Raw genomic sequence first — 16,913 nt, 5'->3', positions numbered from 1 at the left:
AATTTTGCACAGTTATTTATTATGGAAGAGGCCGCACTATACGTAAATGCCGACAAAGCTTCCTTTTTTCCGATATTAAGAAGATTTATACAAAAACCGTACATTACAGGATATGAAACTTCCACACTTCCTCTTCCCACTCTTTCATACATTTCGCAAAATATTTCGTTTTCGCCCAAAACAAATTCCAGTATCTTTATAAACCTCCTGCCCAGCTTTTCATTTGCCGCTCTAAGCTCCCTCGGCGCCTTTGAGGCCGAAAAAACTTCCGAAAGCTCCAATACCTTATTCAAATTTCCTTTCTGGGTATACTCCCAGGAGAGCCTGACGGCCAATAAATCATTGTACAAAAAGCCGTTTAAAAGATAGCTTTCAAGGTATTTTTTCGAAGTTTCGGCATCATGGACAATCCCTTTTTGCACATAGGTTTCAAGCCCATAGGATTGGGTAAAACCTCCTATCGGGAACAGCGGATCGCTAATCTGCAAAAGGTAAAAAAAGGGTATTTTGTTCATATCAGTGGGAATGAGAATGGGAGTGTCCATGAGGATTACCTCCTAAAGGCGTTGTAAGTTTACAGCTCTTTTTGTATGGTAAAAGCCCGCATTTTATCAATGCCTGCATCAACGGCTCATCATAGGGAGTCATCAGTTCATCCCCTTCAATAAAAAGAGGTGCATGTCTGTTTCCCATCTCATAGCAAGTCTTGCCCATCTCATACATATTCTGAGGCTTTAGCACAATACAGTCGCAATAGGGAATCCTTACAACCAAAACCTTATTTCCCTCCTGCCACAATACGTCTCCCTCTCTTAAAGCCTCACCGTTGCTATTTCTTATTCCAATTTCAATTCCGTTGGAACTTAATTTGCGTAGTATTTTTTTTTGCACTTCATACCATTCAATATCCACGAAATCAACTTCCAATTTTTCCAAGTCAATATCTTTGATATTATACAAAACTCTTTCAACAATCATTTCATCTCACCTGACTTATGCCTTGAAATTTGTTAAATTCTTCGCGAAATTCTTCTTAAGTTAAAAATATTTTTGAAATGCCAATTACCATAAATTTTTTATATAGAAACTAACCTTCCGTCAGTTTAAAACAAGAAATACCTCTGCGCCATGGGTAAGACCTTTAAAGGTTCGCAGGTGATAATCTCACCGTCCACCTTCACCTCATAGGTTTCAGGATCAACTTCAATTTCAGGCGTTGCATTGTTGTGTACCATATCTTTTTTAGTGATATTCCTGCATCCCTGGACCGGAAGTACTTTTCTTTGAATCCCCATCTTTTCCACAACGCCATTCTCCATCGAAGCCTTTGAAACAAAAGTCACACAGGTTTCATACTTTGCCTTTCCGAAGGCACCGAACATGTTTTTATATATTACAGGCTGTGGTGTGGGTATGGACGCATTTGCATCGCCCATCCTGCCGGCTATTATAAAGCCGCCCTTAATAATCATTTCAGGCTTTACACCAAACATTGCAGGCTTCCAAAGTACCAAGTCGGCTATTTTCCCTTTCTCCAGGGAGCCCACATACTGTGAAATTCCATGGGTTATAGCAGGGTTTATGGTATACTTGGCAAGGTATCTTTTAGCCCTTATATTGTCACAGCCGCTCTTTTCCCCCGGCAGTACCTCTTTGAAGCTTCATTTTATGTGCAGTCTGCCAGGTCCTTATAATAACCTCTCCCACGCGTCCCATGGCCTGGGAATCGGAACTCATCATGCTGAAGACTCCCATATCGTGCAGTATGTCTTCTGCGGCTATTGTCTCAGGCCGGATCCTCGAATCGGCAAAAGCGACGTCCTCTTTTACCTTGCTGTCAAGATGATGACATACCATAAGCATATCGAGATGTTCATCCAACGTATTGACGGTAAAAGGCATGGTAGGATTGGTAGACGAGGGCAGTATATTCATGTATGATGCAATTTTTATTATGTCCGGCGCATGCCCGCCGCCCGCTCCCTCCGTATGGTATGTGTGAATTGTCCTTCCGGCTATAGCTGCTATAGTATTCTCTACAAATCCTGCCTCGTTCAGTGTATCGGTATGTATAGCCACCTGTACATCAAAAAGATCCGCAACTTTCAGGCATGTATCTATAGCCTTGGGTGTAGTTCCCCAATCCTCATGGAGCTTTAAGCCAATCGCCCCGGCTTCAATCTGTTCTATCAGAGGAATCTCAAAGGAAGCATTTCCTTTTCCCAAAAAACCCAGATTCACAGGAAAGTCCTCTGCCGCCTCTAACATTTTCCGGATGTTAAAGGCTCCCGGTGTGCAAGTGGTGGCATTAGTTCCGTCTGCCGGTCCCGTTCCGCCACCAATCATTGTTGTGATACCGCTGAACAACGCAGTCTCAATCTGCTGGGGGCATATAAAATGTATATGTGTATCAATTCCTCCCGGAGTTACAATAAGTCCTTCTCCGGCAATAACTTCGGTAGAGGCCCCGATTATTAAATCCTCCAACACTCCGCTCATTACTTTCGGATTTCCCGCCTTCCCGATTCCGGCTATTTTTCCGTCTTTTATACCTATATCTCCCTTTACAATCCCCCATGTGTCAAAGATTATGGCATTGGTAATTACCAGATCCAAAACCTTGTCATCTCTTGCCGCCGAAGGAGATTGGCCCATTCCGTCCCTTATGGATTTACCTCCTCCGAATTTGCACTCATCTCCATAAACCGTGTAATCTTCTTCAATCTCAATAATGAGATCTGTGTCTGCCAGCCTCACCCGGTCGCCTTTTGTCGGGCCATACATACCGGCATAATCTTTGCCGCTTATTTTTACACTCATGTTATTCCACCCCCTTGAACCCCAGTTCTTTTGCCTTTTTAAACACATTGGGCAAATCTTCTCTGTCAAGGGGACCGCAAGTCAGATCATTAAGTCCGTAAATTTCTCTGCTTCCTCCTATTTCAACCAGTTGAACTGTCTTTTCCTCCCCCGGCTCAAACCTTACCGCAGTACCCGAAGGAATGTCCAGTCTCATTCCGAAGGCGCTTTTTCTGTCAAACTCAAGATACCGATTAACTTCAAAGAAATGATAATGTGACCCCACCTGAACGGGCCGGTCTCCTGTATTTGAAACCTTGATTTTTAAAGTCCTTCTTTCCTCATTCAATGTGATAAACTCATTTTTTATAATGTACTCGCCAGGAATCATACATCCTTCCTCCCTCTATCGTATAGGATTGTGAACGGTAACAAGCTTTGTACCGTCCGGGAAAGTTGCCTCTATCTGAATTTCATGTATCATGGCGTCAACTCCTTCCATTACATCATCCTTGGTCAGTATCTTTGCTCCATACTGCATCAGTTCCGTTACAGTTTTTCCGTCCCGGGCGGCCTCCATCAGTTCAGCACTTATAAGGCTACAGCTTCCGGATAATTAAGCTTAAGACCTCTTTCTTTTCGTTTTCTTGCCAGTTCACCGGCATAATGAAGCATCAATTTTTCCGTTTCCCTGGGCGTCAGATGCACTTTTACCACCTTCTTTGAAATTGAATAATACATAAATTAGAAAATATTTATTCATTGCTTTTGGTTTTGAGTAATATTTAAATCGCAATCTTTTCCTGTATTTCACGGGGATCGATTCCCTCCGTTTTTCCCTCCAGTACTATATGGCCTTTATCCATAACGTAAAAATAGTCGGCCACATCCATAACAAACTCCAAATACTGTTCCACAATCAGCATTGTAACATTTCCCCGGTTTTTTAATTTTTTAATAACCCTACCTATATCCTGTATTATGGAAGGCTGAATACCCTCTGTAGGTTCATCCAAAAGAAGTACTTCAGGCTCGGATATCAGAGCTCTGGCAATAGCCAGCTGTTGCTGCTGTCCGCCGCTCAAATCTCCGCCTTTTCTGTCAAGCATTGTCTTTAATACCGGAAACAGTTCAAATATTTCCTTTTCGATCGGCTTTTTTTTATGAGCGTTTCTTTCCATACCCAGAATAAGATTTTCATGTACCGTTAACTGGGGGAAGATATCCCTGCCTTGAGGCACATAGCCTATACCTTTTTGTGCCCTTTTGTAGGTAGGAAGTTTGGTAATGTTCTCGTTGTTCAAATACACGCTTCCTTTTGGTGTCTTTACAATCCCCATAATACTTTTAAGTAAGGTTGATTTACCCACCCGTTTCTGCCAAGAAGACATGTTACCCTTCCGGCTTGAACCTTTAAGCTTACATCTTTCAGAACAATACTTTCCCCGTAGCAGGCACAGAGATTATCCACCTTAATCACAGCCTTCACCTCCTCTTCCCAAATACACTTCCATCACCTTGGGGTTTTCCTGAATTTCATGCATATTTCCCTCATCTAAAAGCCTTCCCTCATGCAACACCGTCACCTTATCCGCATATTCCCGGACAAACTCCATATCATGCTCGACAACAATAACCGAACATTTTTCCGATATCTCTTTAAGAAGCCTTCCCGTCTTGTCAGTTTCCTTTCTTCCCATCCCTGCCACCGGCTCATCTAAAAGCATGATTTCCGGCTGCTGAACCAAAAGCATTCCTATTTCGAGCCATTGCTTCTCTCCATGGGAAAGAGCCGCAGGGGTGCGATATCTTTTCTCATAAAGCCCGATTTTCTGAAGCACATCCTGAATTCTCTCCATTTGCTCCTTGCTGAGTTTTGTAAAAAGTGTGGAATACAAGGACCTCTTTCTTGCCGCCGCAAGTTCCATATTTTCATAAATTGTAATTCCCATAAAAACGGAAGGTACCTGAAACTTTCGTCCTATTCCCAGTTCCACAATCTGATGTTCCGACATCTCTGTCACGTCTTTTATGCCTTTAAAAATGATTTTTCCTTCCGCCGGTTTGACACGTCCGCATATTGCATCGAGCAAAGTGGTCTTTCCGGCACCGTTAGGTCCGATAAAAAATGTATGTCGCCTTTATTCACAGAAGTGCTAAGTTCGTTTACGGCTTTAAATCCGTCAAAACTTACCGTCAAATTTTTTATTTCCAAAATGCTATCCGACATATTCATCACATCCTGATTCTTCAAGAATATTTAAAGCTGCAGAAGAATACTGTTTTACACTTTTTTGAGTATATATTTTTCTTTTAATCTGATTTAACAGCCCTGCCAAACCGTAAGGCATAAATATAACTACAGCAACAAAGGAAATCCCTATAAAATAGGACCAGGCAGCGGGAAAGCCCTCACTTACCATACTCTTCAAAGAATTTACCAGTATAGCCCCGATGACAGCCCCCACTAAAGTGCCTCTTCCTCCTATTGCAACCCATATAACCATTTCCACCGACGGGACTATTCCCATCTCTGCCGGTGAAATAATTCCCACCTGGGGAACGAATAAAGCTCCTGCCAATCCGGCCAGCCCGGCAGAAATACAGTAAACAAAGGTTTTGTATATTGCCGGATTGTACCCTGAAAACCTTGCCCGGTTTTCGCTGTCCCTTATAGCAATCAACACTTTTCCAAACCGGCTTTGCACAATCCATCGGCAAAATAGAAAGGCCAGTATCAGAAATCCCAATGCAACATAATAAAGGGTCACCTTTGTGGAGGAACTGGACAGCGGGAAACCAAAGATGGTCTTGAAATTGGTTATACCGTTGGTTCCCCCTGTATAAGCCTGCTGACCCACAAACAAAACCACGAATATTATGGAAAGGGCCTGCGTCAGTATGGAAAAATAAACACCTTTAATCCTGTTTTTGAAAGTGAGATACCCGATTATTAACGCAAGGATTGCGGGCACCAATACGGAAAGAATAATTGCCACCGGTGCATAAACGAAGGGCTTCCAAAACCACGGCAAAACTTTTTGCCCGCTCCAGGACATAAAATCCGGCAGCTTTCCGTTGCTTGCCTCAAGTTTTAAGTACATTGCCATGCAATATGCACCAAGACCAAAGTAGACTCCATGCCCCAAACTTAATATTCCGGTATAGCCCCATATGAGATCGATTCCTAAAGCTAAAATGGCATAAGCAATAAACTTTCCCAAAAGATTGGTCCTAAAATCCGAAAGAAACAACGGGGCTAAAGCCAACAGAACAAATAATAACGTTATAATAAAGTTATTTGCAAATAGTCTGTCTTTAAGAAAACTGCCTTTTAAATAATGTAAATTCCTTTCCATTTATATCACCCTTACTCATCCAATACTCTGCTGCTTATGCTAAAGAATCCTTGAGGCTTCCATTGAAGAAAGAGAATAACCGCAAGAAATACAAGTACCTTTCCCAAAGAGGCGTTAGTAAAATATTCAAAAGTTGTATTTCCAATTCCGATCGCTGCGGCTCCGGCCACTGTGCCGATAATTCTTCCGACACCGCCCAATACCACAACCATAAAGGTATCTACAATGTAGTTGGTTCCCAGGGTTGGGCCGATTGAGCCTAACAGTGTCAAGGCACATCCGGCAATACCTGCCAATCCCGACCCAATTGCAAAGGTCATGGAATCCACCTTTCTTGTGTTTATACCAAGACTTTCGGCCATGCTTCTATTCTGCATAACCGCCCTTATCCTTCTTCCGCTGTCGCTTTTAAAGAGGAATAAATATACTCCGGCTATGCAAAGGGCAGCCAGCAGGATTATAAAAAGCCTTTTGTAGGGAAGTTGAATATTACTTAAAACAACAACCCCACCGTTCAACCATGCTGGACTTTTCACATCTACATTGGGTGCGCCGAAAATATTCCTGGCTAACTGCTGAAGTATAAGACTTATTCCCCATGTAGCCAATAAACTGTCCAAAGTCCTGCCGTACAGACGTTTTACAATTGAAATCTCCAGCAAATAACCGACAAATCCTGTAATCAGGAACGAAAGAGGTATTGCTGCAATAAAATACAGATCGAAATATCTATCTCCTAAAAATGATATAAATAAGTTTTGCACCATATATGTGGTATAGGCACCTATCATTATCATCTCACCATGGGCCATGTTGATAATTTTCATAAGCCCGAAGGTTATTGCCAATCCCAGGGCTGCCAGCAAAAGCACCGAGCTTACGCTTATCCCGTTAAAAATCTGCAGTAAATAAGTATCCATATTATTCACTCTCCAATATAAAGCGAGACTTAAATAATCATTTTTTGCTTTAGGACAACGAAGAATTGCAATGGCATAAGTTTTTCACCGTATATTGATTTTTTCTTCGCTATCCTAAAGCTTGACTTTTTCTCTTTTTACTGATCGCTTAAGTCTTTTGCCCAGTCGTAGGTTTTTAAGTATGGGTCGGGTCTTACGGCTTCACTTGTACTCCAAATTTCCTTGATAAGTCCGTCTTCCTGTACCTCTCCAATCCTCACCGGCTTCCACAGGTGCTGGTTCTCTCCTTCAATTCTTACAAGCCCTTCAGGAGCTTTAAATTCAAGTCCTTTGGATGCCTCCTTAACCTTTTTCACCTCAAAGGAACCGGCCTTTTTAACTGCCTCAGCCCACAAATGCACTGCAATATATGCCGCTTCTATAGGATCATCTGTAACCCTGTCGCTTCCGTATTTAGCTTTGTACTTTTCCACAAACTCTTTGTTTTCCGGGGTATCCGTAGTCTGGTAATAGTTCCATGAAACCAAGTGACCTTTTATATTTTCAGCGCCTATACCCCTTATTTCTTCTTCTGCAACACTTACAGAACAAACGGTAATGTCTTCAGACGTGATTCCCGCATCCTTGAGCTGTTTGAAGAAGGCAACATTGCTGTCCCCGTTCAAGGTGTTAAACACTACATCCGGTTTTGCGGTTTTAATTTTATTTACAATGGTACTGTAATCGGTATGACCCAAAGGAGTATACTCCTCTGCAATAAGTTCCCCACCTATAGCGCTTAGCTGAGCTTTGATAATTTTGTTTGCGGTTCTGGGAAATACATAATCGGAGCCAAGGAGGAAAAATCTTTTTCCCTTGTTTTCCAAAAGCCATTCGACTGCGGGAACAATTTGCTGATTGGGTGCCGCACCGGTATAGAAGATATTCGGTGATGACTCCATGCCTCATACTGCACCGGATACCACAAAAGTCCGTTATTTTCTTCAAACACCGGTAATACGGCTTTACGGCTGGCTGAAGTCCAGCATCCGAAAACGGTTGCAACCTTGTCATTTTGAAGCAGTTTCTTTGCCTTTTCTGCAAAAGTAGGCCAATCGGAAGCTCCGTCTTCAATCACCGGTTCAATTTTTTTGCCGAGCAGACCTCCTGCTTGGTTAATTTCTTCTATTGCCATCAATTCCGCATCTTTGAGTGATACCTCGCTAATAGCCATGGTTCCGCTTAAAGAGTGAAGAATTCCCACCTTTATGGTGTCTTCTGCCGAAGTATCAGTTCCAGGCTTGTTATCAACCGGTTCCTCCACTTTGCCGGAACAGCCTGCGAATACCAGCAGTGCTGACAGTACAACTGCCAAAGCCTTTATTGTATTTTTTCCAAATATGCAACCCTTTTTTATCATAATCTCAACCACCTTCCATCAATTAATACTTTCAAATTTCTACTATCAACCTTCGGTAAATCGGTACAGTAAACCATACCATACGAAATAACAGAGTCAAATACAGATTCAAATATCTTATGGCCATAAGAAAAGTGTAGATATTGCAAAGCAGGATTTTAAAACAAAAGGTGCTACAAACAACGCACTAAATCACTGTGCATCATTTATAGCACCTATGCTATGCTTCATGATTCGAACCGGGAATAAATCATTACCGATTACACTTTTATTTTACAGTCAAATATCCAAAAAAAGAACCCCATAAAACAGTAATTTCACCCCAATAATCAGCAGTTTTTGCAATTTTAAAAAATAAATCCTGCATTTTTGCTTAAAACGAAAATCAGATTCAAATCACCTTCATCTGCATTTTTACCTGTATTCACTAGGCGCACTGCTCACATAACTCTTAAAAAACTTGTGAAATTAATCGGTTTTTTTGTAGCCTAATATCCCGCTTATTTCATAATTTCTATATTCACCTTTTGAAATCTGATATTCGGCACACTCCATTTTCACCTTTGTAATATACTCACTCAAGCTATATCCCGCTTTTTGCTTAAATAGCTTGCTGATATAATCCCCGCTGGCATAGATTCATTAATCCAAAAAAGAACCCCATAAAACAGTAATTCCACCCCAATAATCAGTAGTTTTTTGCAATTTTAAAAATTAAATCCTGCATTTTTTCTGTATTCACTAGGCGTACAACCGACATAACTCTTAAAAACCTGAGAAAAATAATCCGCTTTCTTGTAGCCTAATATCTCGCTTATTTCATAATTTCTATATTCACCTTTTGAAATCAGATATTTGGCATGCTCCATTTTCACCTTTGTAATATACTCACTCAAGTTATATCCCGCTTTTTGCTTAAATAGCTTGCCGATATAATCCCTGCTGACATAGAGTTCATTGGCAATATTTTCAATTTTTATATCCTCTTCCACATGATTTATTACATACTCGCAAATTTTCCGCATCAAGCTGTCCGATTGATGCAGTTCAAATTTCACAACAAGTCTCACCCAACCGCTTATATGATCGATAAACTGTTCCTTTAGCTCTTTTTCGTCCATTCCTTCAAAACTCTTATTGGAGGGCCTGTTCTCCAAATTTTTAATCCATGGTATAGCTTTATAAATACCTTCGTCCACTTCCAGCAAAATATTTTCCATCAATATTGCCAACTTCTTTGCGTCACCTTCGGTAAATTGAGCTATTTTTTCAAAGAGCCGGTCCCCCAAATTTATCGCTTCCAAACTTCCGGTCAATATAATTGAAACAAGCTTTTTTTCATCATTTTTTGAATAATAGACCTGACTGCTCTCCAGAGCATTTTTGTTATATATATTTACTACTGCTTTTTTCTTCTTTTTTTCATCAAGATAAACCTTAACCCGGTCCAAGGCTTCACCCAAAGTTTCATCGCTAAAAGGCTTTGTCAGGTAATCAAAAACCCCTAGTCTTATCCCCTGCTTTGCGTAAGAAAAATCGCTGTAGGTACTCAAAAACAGGACACATATATCGTTTCCGCTGTTTCTCAATTCTCTTAAAAACTCAATACCGTCCATACCCGGCATTTTTATATCGGATATGACCACATCAAAGGGTTCTTTATCAAGTTTTATTAATGCTTCCCTGCCGTCAGAAGCTTCCCCGGCCAATACAAAACCAAAGGACTCCCAGCCCTTATATCTTTTGAGCATATATCTTACAGCTACATCGTCATCCACGACCAATACCCTGTACATAAAATCCCCCCTTTACTATATTTTAACGGCTCTATTTAATAAACTTACCAGAGAAATCCTGTTTGAGTCTGTCTACTATTGCCAAAGCTTTTTGAAATTCATAGGATGAAATTTTCTTCTTCAAGTCATGGTAGTCCTCAGGCCGCAATACATTACCGAGATATGCCAGCTCTTCTTCAAAAAAACTCTTGGCATTCGAATCTCCGGTAAAAAGGAGTTTATAGAGCATTTCCAAATCTTCAAGAACATTATTGTTTTCATGATTTTTCGGACTGCTCCCCTTAGAGGAATCAAAAGCCTGGATATATTGCATTATCTCTTCAATTAATCTTTCAAGCTCCTTTTCCAAATCGTTCATCCATTTTGCATCCTTCTCACAACTATGAAGCATATAACTTTCTTCCAATCTTGCCAGCAAGTCTTTAAGCTTCAATGCTCCAATATTTGCCGCACTTCCCTTTAGGGAATGGAGAAACCTCTTAAGTTCATCCCTTTTTCCCGAAGCAGCAAGCTCCCTTATCTTTATGCCGTCATCTTTATGAAGCTCGACAAAGCTTTTAAGAATGCTGATATACTTATCCCTCTTTCCTCCCAATCTGCTTACAGCACCATCAAAGTCCAATGTCTCATGCTTGTGTTCATAATGGGACTTTTCCGCATCTTTAGCTTTTGCGCAGCTCTCCTTTTTTTCTTCTTTAAATTTGACACTGTTATTTGTCATACTTCTTATAACTTCCAAAAGTCTTTCCGGCTCCAAAGGCTTTGTCAGATAGCCGTTCATCCCTGCCTCTTTTGCTTTTTGTGCCACACCTTCCACCGCATCGGCCGTTAGTGCCACAATGGGCATACTTCCTCTCTCCAGCTTCCTGATTCGCCTTGTCGCTTCATATCCATCCATTCCCGGCATCCTTATATCCATAAGTATCAGCTCATATTCATTACTCTCTGCTTTTTTTACGGCCTCCTCGCCGCTTTGGGCAGTATCGGTGTCGATCCCCATATTTTCAAGAATCTCTTTAGTCATTTGTAAATTAACGGAGCTGTCTTCCACCAGAAGTATTTTTACGTTTTTGTACTGTTCCTCTGTGTCAACCGATTTGCTTTTTCCATTGCTCTTCTCATTGCAGCTTGCTATTTTCAATCTCAGGGAAAAACTGAAGGTAGAACCTTTGCCTACTTCGCTTTCTACATTTATTTCCCCCTTCATAAGCTCCACAAGCCTTTTGCAAATAGCCAGCCCAAGACCGGTGCCCCCATACTTTCTGGAAGTGGATGCATCACCCTGGGTAAAGGCTTGAAACAGTAATTTCTTCTGCTCCTCACTTATCCCTATACCGGTATCCGTTACACTAAATTTTATGCAGGCATTCTCCTCATTTTTTTCAATCAGTTCCACCCTGACAGAAATGTAGCCCTCATGAGTAAACTTAATCCCGTTTGATACCAAATTCATAATAACCTGCTTAAGTCTTGTTATATCCCCTTTTAAAAACCTGGGAACATCTTCAACGACCTTGATTCTAATCTCAATTCCCTTTCTTTCTGCCTCCATGCCCACAATTATCATAAGTTCGTTCAACACGTCATCAATATTGAAGTCCACCTCTTCCAAAACCATTCTTCCCGCTTCAATTTTGGAAAAATCCAATATTTGATTAATAATCGCCAAAAGATTCTTTGCCGCCAGCCCGATATTTTCGACATACTTTCTTTGTTGGGGAGATAGAACGGAGTTTTTAAGCAAATACTGATAGCCGATAATACTGTTTATAGGAGTCCGGATCTCGTGGCTCATACTGGCAAGAAATTCGCTTTTTGCCCTATTGGCCTGATCAGCCTCGTCCCTGGCCGCTTTCATTGTCTCTTCCGCCTTCTTTCTCCTTACCAGCTCATTGTGAAAGGAGCTGTACAACTCATTAAAGTTCTCGGCAAGCATATTAAGTTCTACGGTCCCCTTTGGTACAAGCCTGAATTCTTCATCATCAAAGGAAAAATCTTTTAACTTTAATATGTAATCCCTTATAGGATAGGTAACCTGCGCGAACAAAATTCTAATCAGAACCGCGATTGCCAAGATTATAACGAAAGCCAGGATAATCTGCAAAACCGTCGCCCTGGCCGTACCTCCCCTGGCTGCTTCCAACTCCGACTCAAGCCTCAGGTTCATTATCCTTTGAAACTTCGCTATCGGGTCCATTATATTTTTTTTGTCACTGTCATAGCGTGCATCATACATTATTTCTATTGCCTTTAACAGCTTATCTTCCTTGCTTAATCCTTGGTCCTCCTCACTTAACTTAAAGGAAGCAACCTCCGGAACCATGTCGGACTCATCCACTCCCAATGCCTCCAAAACCAAACGCATGGATCTTCTTTCGGTCTCCACCAAAGCATCGGAATACTTTTTGGCTTTTGCGAGCAGTTCCAACTCCTCTTTAGGAGAATCCAATTCCTGAAGCCTTGAAATAACTTTATCCCGTGTTCTGGTTACATTTATTTCCTCCCAATATCTTTCCAAATGAATTATTTTTCTTGTAACCGCAAACTTTCGCGCTTCATCGGTTAAATAGTCCGAAGCATCCGCCAGGTCAATTCCCAGTTGCTTAAATTCCGTCCGCCTCCTTTCGGCATTTTGCTCCGCTCTTATGCTGGAATTCATATACAATATACTCCAAATAAGCATAACAGCTATAAAAAAGAATATTGCCAAAATAATCCCACTTAAGGTGGATTGCTTTATCATCCATTTTGACTTCATTACATCACCCTGCCAATATAAATATTCCTCAATATCAAAAAAAGCACAGAAGTCAAGTTCATCACTTGGCATCTGCGCCTTTATTTCATTTTACAACGAACAGTTATAATGCGCAATTCCCACCTTTTAAATACGCATACATCAAAAAGGTCTGTCATATTGTCTAAAGGGCTGAAACCTAAGGCAAAGACAAGGCAAACTTCTATTTCAAAAAAAATTATATGTTTGACTTCTATAACTGATTATTTTACAATTAGTTAAAAATTTATATTGCCGCTAAAAAATATGCAACAAACTCGACTATCCGGACAAAATGTAAATCCGTTTGATCCATTAAACGTGAACCGAAAGGAGAGTTTTGCCATGGAAAGCATGCTTCTTCCAAAGTCCTTTGACATACTGATAGTTGACGATACTCCGGAACATATAGATGTAGCCGTTCAGGTACTTAAGGCCAGCAATTTCAAAATACGGGTTGCAACGAACGGAAATACCGCACTAAAGCTTATATATCACCAGAAACCGGATCTTATTCTTTTAGACATTTACATGCCCGAAATGGACGGATTCGAACTTTGCCGGCTTATAAAAAATACACCCGATTTAAAAAATATCCCCATTATATTTCTCACATCCTTCAGTGATGAAGAAAGTATAAGAAAAGGTTTTGAGTTGGGAGGGCAGGATTACGTGGTTAAGCCGTTTAACGCTTCGGAACTGCTTTCAAGAGTCAAAACACATTTGATGCTGAAATGTCAGGCAGAATCTTTGAAAGAAGCCAATAAAGAACTGGACAGTTTCTGTTATACAGTCGCCCATGACCTTAAATCCCCGCTGCTTTCCTTAAATAAATTGGTTGAGCTTTTGGTTTCCGATCACCTGAATCAATTGGACTCGGCCGGAAAAGAAATTGTCTATAATATACGGGAAAAATCCTCGGAAATAATACATACCATCGATCGTCTGCTGGAATTTTCTAAAATGTGCGAAATGCAAGTCAATTTTGAAATCCTAGATCTCAACGAATTGTTTACCGAGGTTTGCAATGAGCTTAAGAACCTGGAGCCACAGCGGGATATACGTATTCATATCCAGCCTCTGCCTAAGGTTTATGGTGACCGCCTTTTGATAAGGCTCTTAATTTCAAACATCCTTTCTAACGCTTTTAAATATACACGCAACAGGCAGACGGCAATTATTGAGATACAATGCTCGGAAGATGACAATGAACATGTTTTTTCCGTCAGGGACAACGGTGCCGGCTTTGACATGAAGTATTCATCAAGGCTGTTCGGTGTATTTCAGAGGCTTCACAGCAAAGATAAATTCGAAGGTTCGGGAGTCGGTCTCGCCATATGTCAAAGGATTCTCAAGAGGCATAACGGCAGGGCGTGGATGATAGGTGAAATAGACAAGGGCGCTACTTTCTTCTTCACCCTCCCAAAATTCGAATGACACTTTATATTTTTCGGCACGGTTCTTCACTGTGTTTCAATAAGCCTTCTTGAATTTGCCTGAGCCTCTTTTGCAAAATCGGCAATTGTATGAAAAGATTTGCTTAGTTCCTCTAAACCACCCCAATGCTCTCAATTTTCTTTTATATGTTTCCTCACTGCTTTCATCAGCAATTCGCAGTTTATGTTGTCAAATAATTCCTTGATATCCATATCGCGACAAATCGTATTGCCGGCATCTCTGTCTTACTATATCAACAGCATATCTATTGCCGTCTTGTTTGGCCTATATCCATAGGAGCTTTCATGGAAAAGTGGCTTTCAAAAAAATGCTTTGTATTAAATATTTTGTATTAAAATAGAAAATCTTTTTATACATAACTTTGCCCTCTGAACTCATTCTACCATTGGAACATCTTATCGAAATCAAACGTTGCCGAATAATTTTCTGAAGGTATAATTGCTGAGTTTGACACAAATTTGGCTCTTATATCTGATTTATCCATAGAGTAAACTATATTTAATGCCCCCAAACTGCCACTCTTCGGATGTTTCAAAGAAATCATAATATTAAAGAAATCCACATTATTTATATTAGTGACAACTGTAGCTTCTTTTTTAAATGAACCTTCTCCTGGTATTAACCATTCAGGATTGCGTCCAATTGGAGAATACCCATCTCTAGTTCCGTCTTTGTTGTGAATCGTTATACCCAAACTCCATTCATAACCTTCGGGTATTTCCGGATACGTACATTCAATATAATACTTTCCGTTTTCTTTCACAAATCTCAATTGATCTGCCAACTTGAGCAAAACTCCTTTAATTTCTCAACTTTTATTCTTCCGTACTGGTCAACATCTGTAACCTCATTAAATGCTATTCCGTCATAATACTTTACTGTTCCTCCTGTGGGTTCAGAAGAAGGTGCTGAATCTCCATTCATGTCAATATATACCGTTCTTATATTTGCATTCCACTTTACAGTTGCTCCCAATGCTTCACTCACAAACCTTACAGGCACAAAAGTTCTGGATTCTTTTAATAATGCCACTGTATCCATTTGCTTTTGTTGTCCGTTTACTTCATAATTCTTATTTCCTATTTGAAGTACCACTTTTCTTTCGTTTAATGTTATTGTCACTTTTTTTGTATTTGCGTCCCAACTTACATTCGCACCCAAGCTTCCCCAACAAATCTGATAGGTACCTGTGTCCTTGAATTCTCATCAATAAACGGCTCTGCATCAGGAAAATTTATGTTTGTGCCGTTTACTACCACCCGAATTGGAAGTTCAACTGCTGATGCTGGCAATGATAACAAGTACGTAACTATTAAGACGATCGTTAATATTTCTGCAATTCTTTTCATTTCAACTTCCTCTCCATATAGAACTTTTATCTGCTTTATCCTATGAAAGCCTTATTTCTCTTCTTTAAAGAAATGCTTTATTTCATTTATCTTTTCACCATTTTCACTAATTTCATATATGTACACACCATCTTTAAACCAAAATGCAATGACCATTCCTTTGCTTTCTGGATTTACACAATAAGTAACCTCATTTGTATCTATCTCTTTAAGATCTGTCATATAATCATCTATTACCACACAATCTACACCATATCCTTTTGTTATAACCATATTTTTTTCAAAAAAGTTCTCGTCCTATTCATCACATATATTGAACTACCTCCAGTGTAAGGATTTACAATGTCATCTTTATATACATCATATAATGAGCTTATAACTCCGGCATAATCACCAGTTTCAGTGAAATTTCTTAAATCAGCAACTTTTATAGCATACTCCAAAAATTTCTCCGCATTAGTCTTTTCTTTTTTATTTTCTGGCTCCTGTACGGTCTGTATCGAATTTGAATTCTGTGTACTGGAAGGTTGATTGCTTCCTTCTTCACTTTTACCACAAGCTGATAATAAAAATACTGCACACACTATTATTGTTATCAATATTGATTTCACCTTAAGCATTTACAATATCCCTCTCCTTTAATCATATTTTTATGTCTCCTATTTCTCTTTCAATTTCAACATTTAAACTTACCTCTAAATCATCAAATAACTCCTCTGCAGAACACACAACTTCTTTTAAAGGATTTTCAGTGCTGGCAAATGCCTTGTCTATCAACAAATCTACTTTTGAGTCTATATAGTCTGTTACAGTTGTACTAACCTTCTTCAAAAAATTTTCAACATTGCTCTCCATCAAGATAATATATTATTTCCCCCATCAACAAGTCGGAATCATCACTGACAATCCATAAGACCATATAGATAGCTCTTTTAATTATAATTGGCAAGAGCTGACTCTGCCGATATATCCAAGGCATCTTCGGTTTGTGTCTGTGCCACTTTTATTTTTTTCCCTCAACCAATATAAATATAGCGGAGATGGCAATCGTTATCAA

At 40.0% G+C, this 16,913-nt stretch carries 9 protein-coding genes and 8 pseudogenes; 1 reads left to right on the top strand and 16 read right to left on the bottom strand.

Going from position 1 to position 16,913, the window contains the following annotated elements; genetic code table 11:
- From JCM21531_RS15220 to JCM21531_RS15165, 12 genes and pseudogenes are all read right to left on the bottom strand, one after another.
- Positions 1-545: urease accessory protein UreF (locus JCM21531_RS15220; protein WP_038291137.1), on the bottom strand; the 545-nt coding region annotated here is incomplete at its 3' end.
- Positions 517-978 carry an urease accessory protein UreE gene (gene ureE / locus JCM21531_RS15215; protein ID WP_038291136.1) on the bottom strand — a complete coding sequence of 154 codons (462 nt, stop codon included), beginning with the start codon at positions 976-978 and terminating at the stop codon, positions 517-519. The genes ureE and JCM21531_RS15220, both read right to left, overlap by 29 nt.
- Before the next feature lie 125 nt (positions 979-1,103).
- Positions 1,104-2,820 (bottom strand): annotated as a pseudogene (gene ureC / locus JCM21531_RS15210) (urease subunit alpha).
- A 1-nt stretch (position 2,821) separates the two neighbouring features.
- Positions 2,822-3,190 (bottom strand): urease subunit beta, encoded by a 369-nt coding sequence (gene ureB / locus JCM21531_RS15205; protein ID WP_038291135.1) that lies wholly within the window; start codon positions 3,188-3,190, stop codon positions 2,822-2,824.
- Positions 3,191-3,205: 15 nt separating this feature from the next.
- Positions 3,206-3,507: pseudogene (ureA, locus tag JCM21531_RS15200) on the bottom strand (urease subunit gamma).
- A 77-nt stretch (positions 3,508-3,584) separates the two neighbouring features.
- Positions 3,585-4,279: pseudogene (gene urtE / locus JCM21531_RS15195) on the bottom strand (urea ABC transporter ATP-binding subunit UrtE).
- Positions 4,272-5,035: pseudogene (gene urtD / locus JCM21531_RS15190) on the bottom strand (urea ABC transporter ATP-binding protein UrtD). Before urtD ends, urtE begins: the two co-directional pseudogenes overlap by 8 nt.
- Entirely contained in the window at positions 5,019-6,158 is a 1,140-nt protein-coding gene (urtC, locus tag JCM21531_RS15185; RefSeq protein WP_038291134.1) for an urea ABC transporter permease subunit UrtC, read from the bottom strand. Before urtC ends, urtD begins: the two are co-directional and overlap by 17 nt.
- A gap of 11 nt (positions 6,159-6,169) precedes the next feature.
- Positions 6,170-7,078 carry an urea ABC transporter permease subunit UrtB gene (gene urtB, locus JCM21531_RS15180; protein ID WP_038291133.1) on the bottom strand — a complete coding sequence of 303 codons (909 nt, stop codon included), beginning with the start codon at positions 7,076-7,078 and terminating at the stop codon, positions 6,170-6,172.
- A 137-nt stretch (positions 7,079-7,215) separates the two neighbouring features.
- Positions 7,216-8,477: pseudogene (urtA, locus tag JCM21531_RS15175) on the bottom strand (urea ABC transporter substrate-binding protein).
- Between the two features lie 707 nt (positions 8,478-9,184).
- Entirely contained in the window at positions 9,185-10,273 is a 1,089-nt protein-coding gene (locus JCM21531_RS15170) for a response regulator transcription factor (protein WP_038291131.1), read from the bottom strand.
- A 31-nt stretch (positions 10,274-10,304) separates the two neighbouring features.
- On the bottom strand, positions 10,305-13,103 hold the full coding sequence (locus JCM21531_RS15165) for an ATP-binding protein (RefSeq protein ID WP_038291129.1): 2,799 nt from the start codon (positions 13,101-13,103) through the stop codon (positions 10,305-10,307).
- 291 nt (positions 13,104-13,394) lie between these two features.
- On the opposite strand from JCM21531_RS15165, the gene JCM21531_RS15160 reads away from it, so the two are divergent.
- Positions 13,395-14,486, top strand: coding sequence for a response regulator (locus JCM21531_RS15160; protein WP_038291128.1), 1,092 nt, complete (start codon positions 13,395-13,397; stop codon positions 14,484-14,486).
- A gap of 140 nt (positions 14,487-14,626) precedes the next feature.
- Here the strand turns inward: JCM21531_RS15160 and JCM21531_RS25200 are convergent.
- The 4 genes and pseudogenes from JCM21531_RS25200 to JCM21531_RS15145 all read right to left on the bottom strand — a co-directional run.
- Positions 14,627-14,803 (bottom strand): annotated as a pseudogene (locus JCM21531_RS25200) (group II intron reverse transcriptase/maturase); the annotation flags it as partial.
- An 83-nt stretch (positions 14,804-14,886) separates the two neighbouring features.
- Positions 14,887-15,856 (bottom strand): annotated as a pseudogene (locus JCM21531_RS24630) (copper amine oxidase N-terminal domain-containing protein).
- Positions 15,857-15,907: 51 nt separating this feature from the next.
- A pseudogene (locus JCM21531_RS15150) lies at positions 15,908-16,476 on the bottom strand (hypothetical protein).
- A 22-nt stretch (positions 16,477-16,498) separates the two neighbouring features.
- On the bottom strand, positions 16,499-16,711 hold the full coding sequence (locus JCM21531_RS15145) for a hypothetical protein (RefSeq protein WP_038291126.1): 213 nt from the start codon (positions 16,709-16,711) through the stop codon (positions 16,499-16,501).
- Positions 16,712-16,913: the final 202 nt, after the last annotated feature.

It is taken from the genome of Acetivibrio straminisolvens JCM 21531, from assembly GCF_000521465.1.
Taxonomy (GTDB): domain Bacteria; phylum Bacillota; class Clostridia; order Acetivibrionales; family Acetivibrionaceae; genus Hungateiclostridium; species Hungateiclostridium straminisolvens.
Note: the sequence above shows the minus strand (reverse complement) of the source record. Positions and strands in the feature narration are given on the sequence as shown.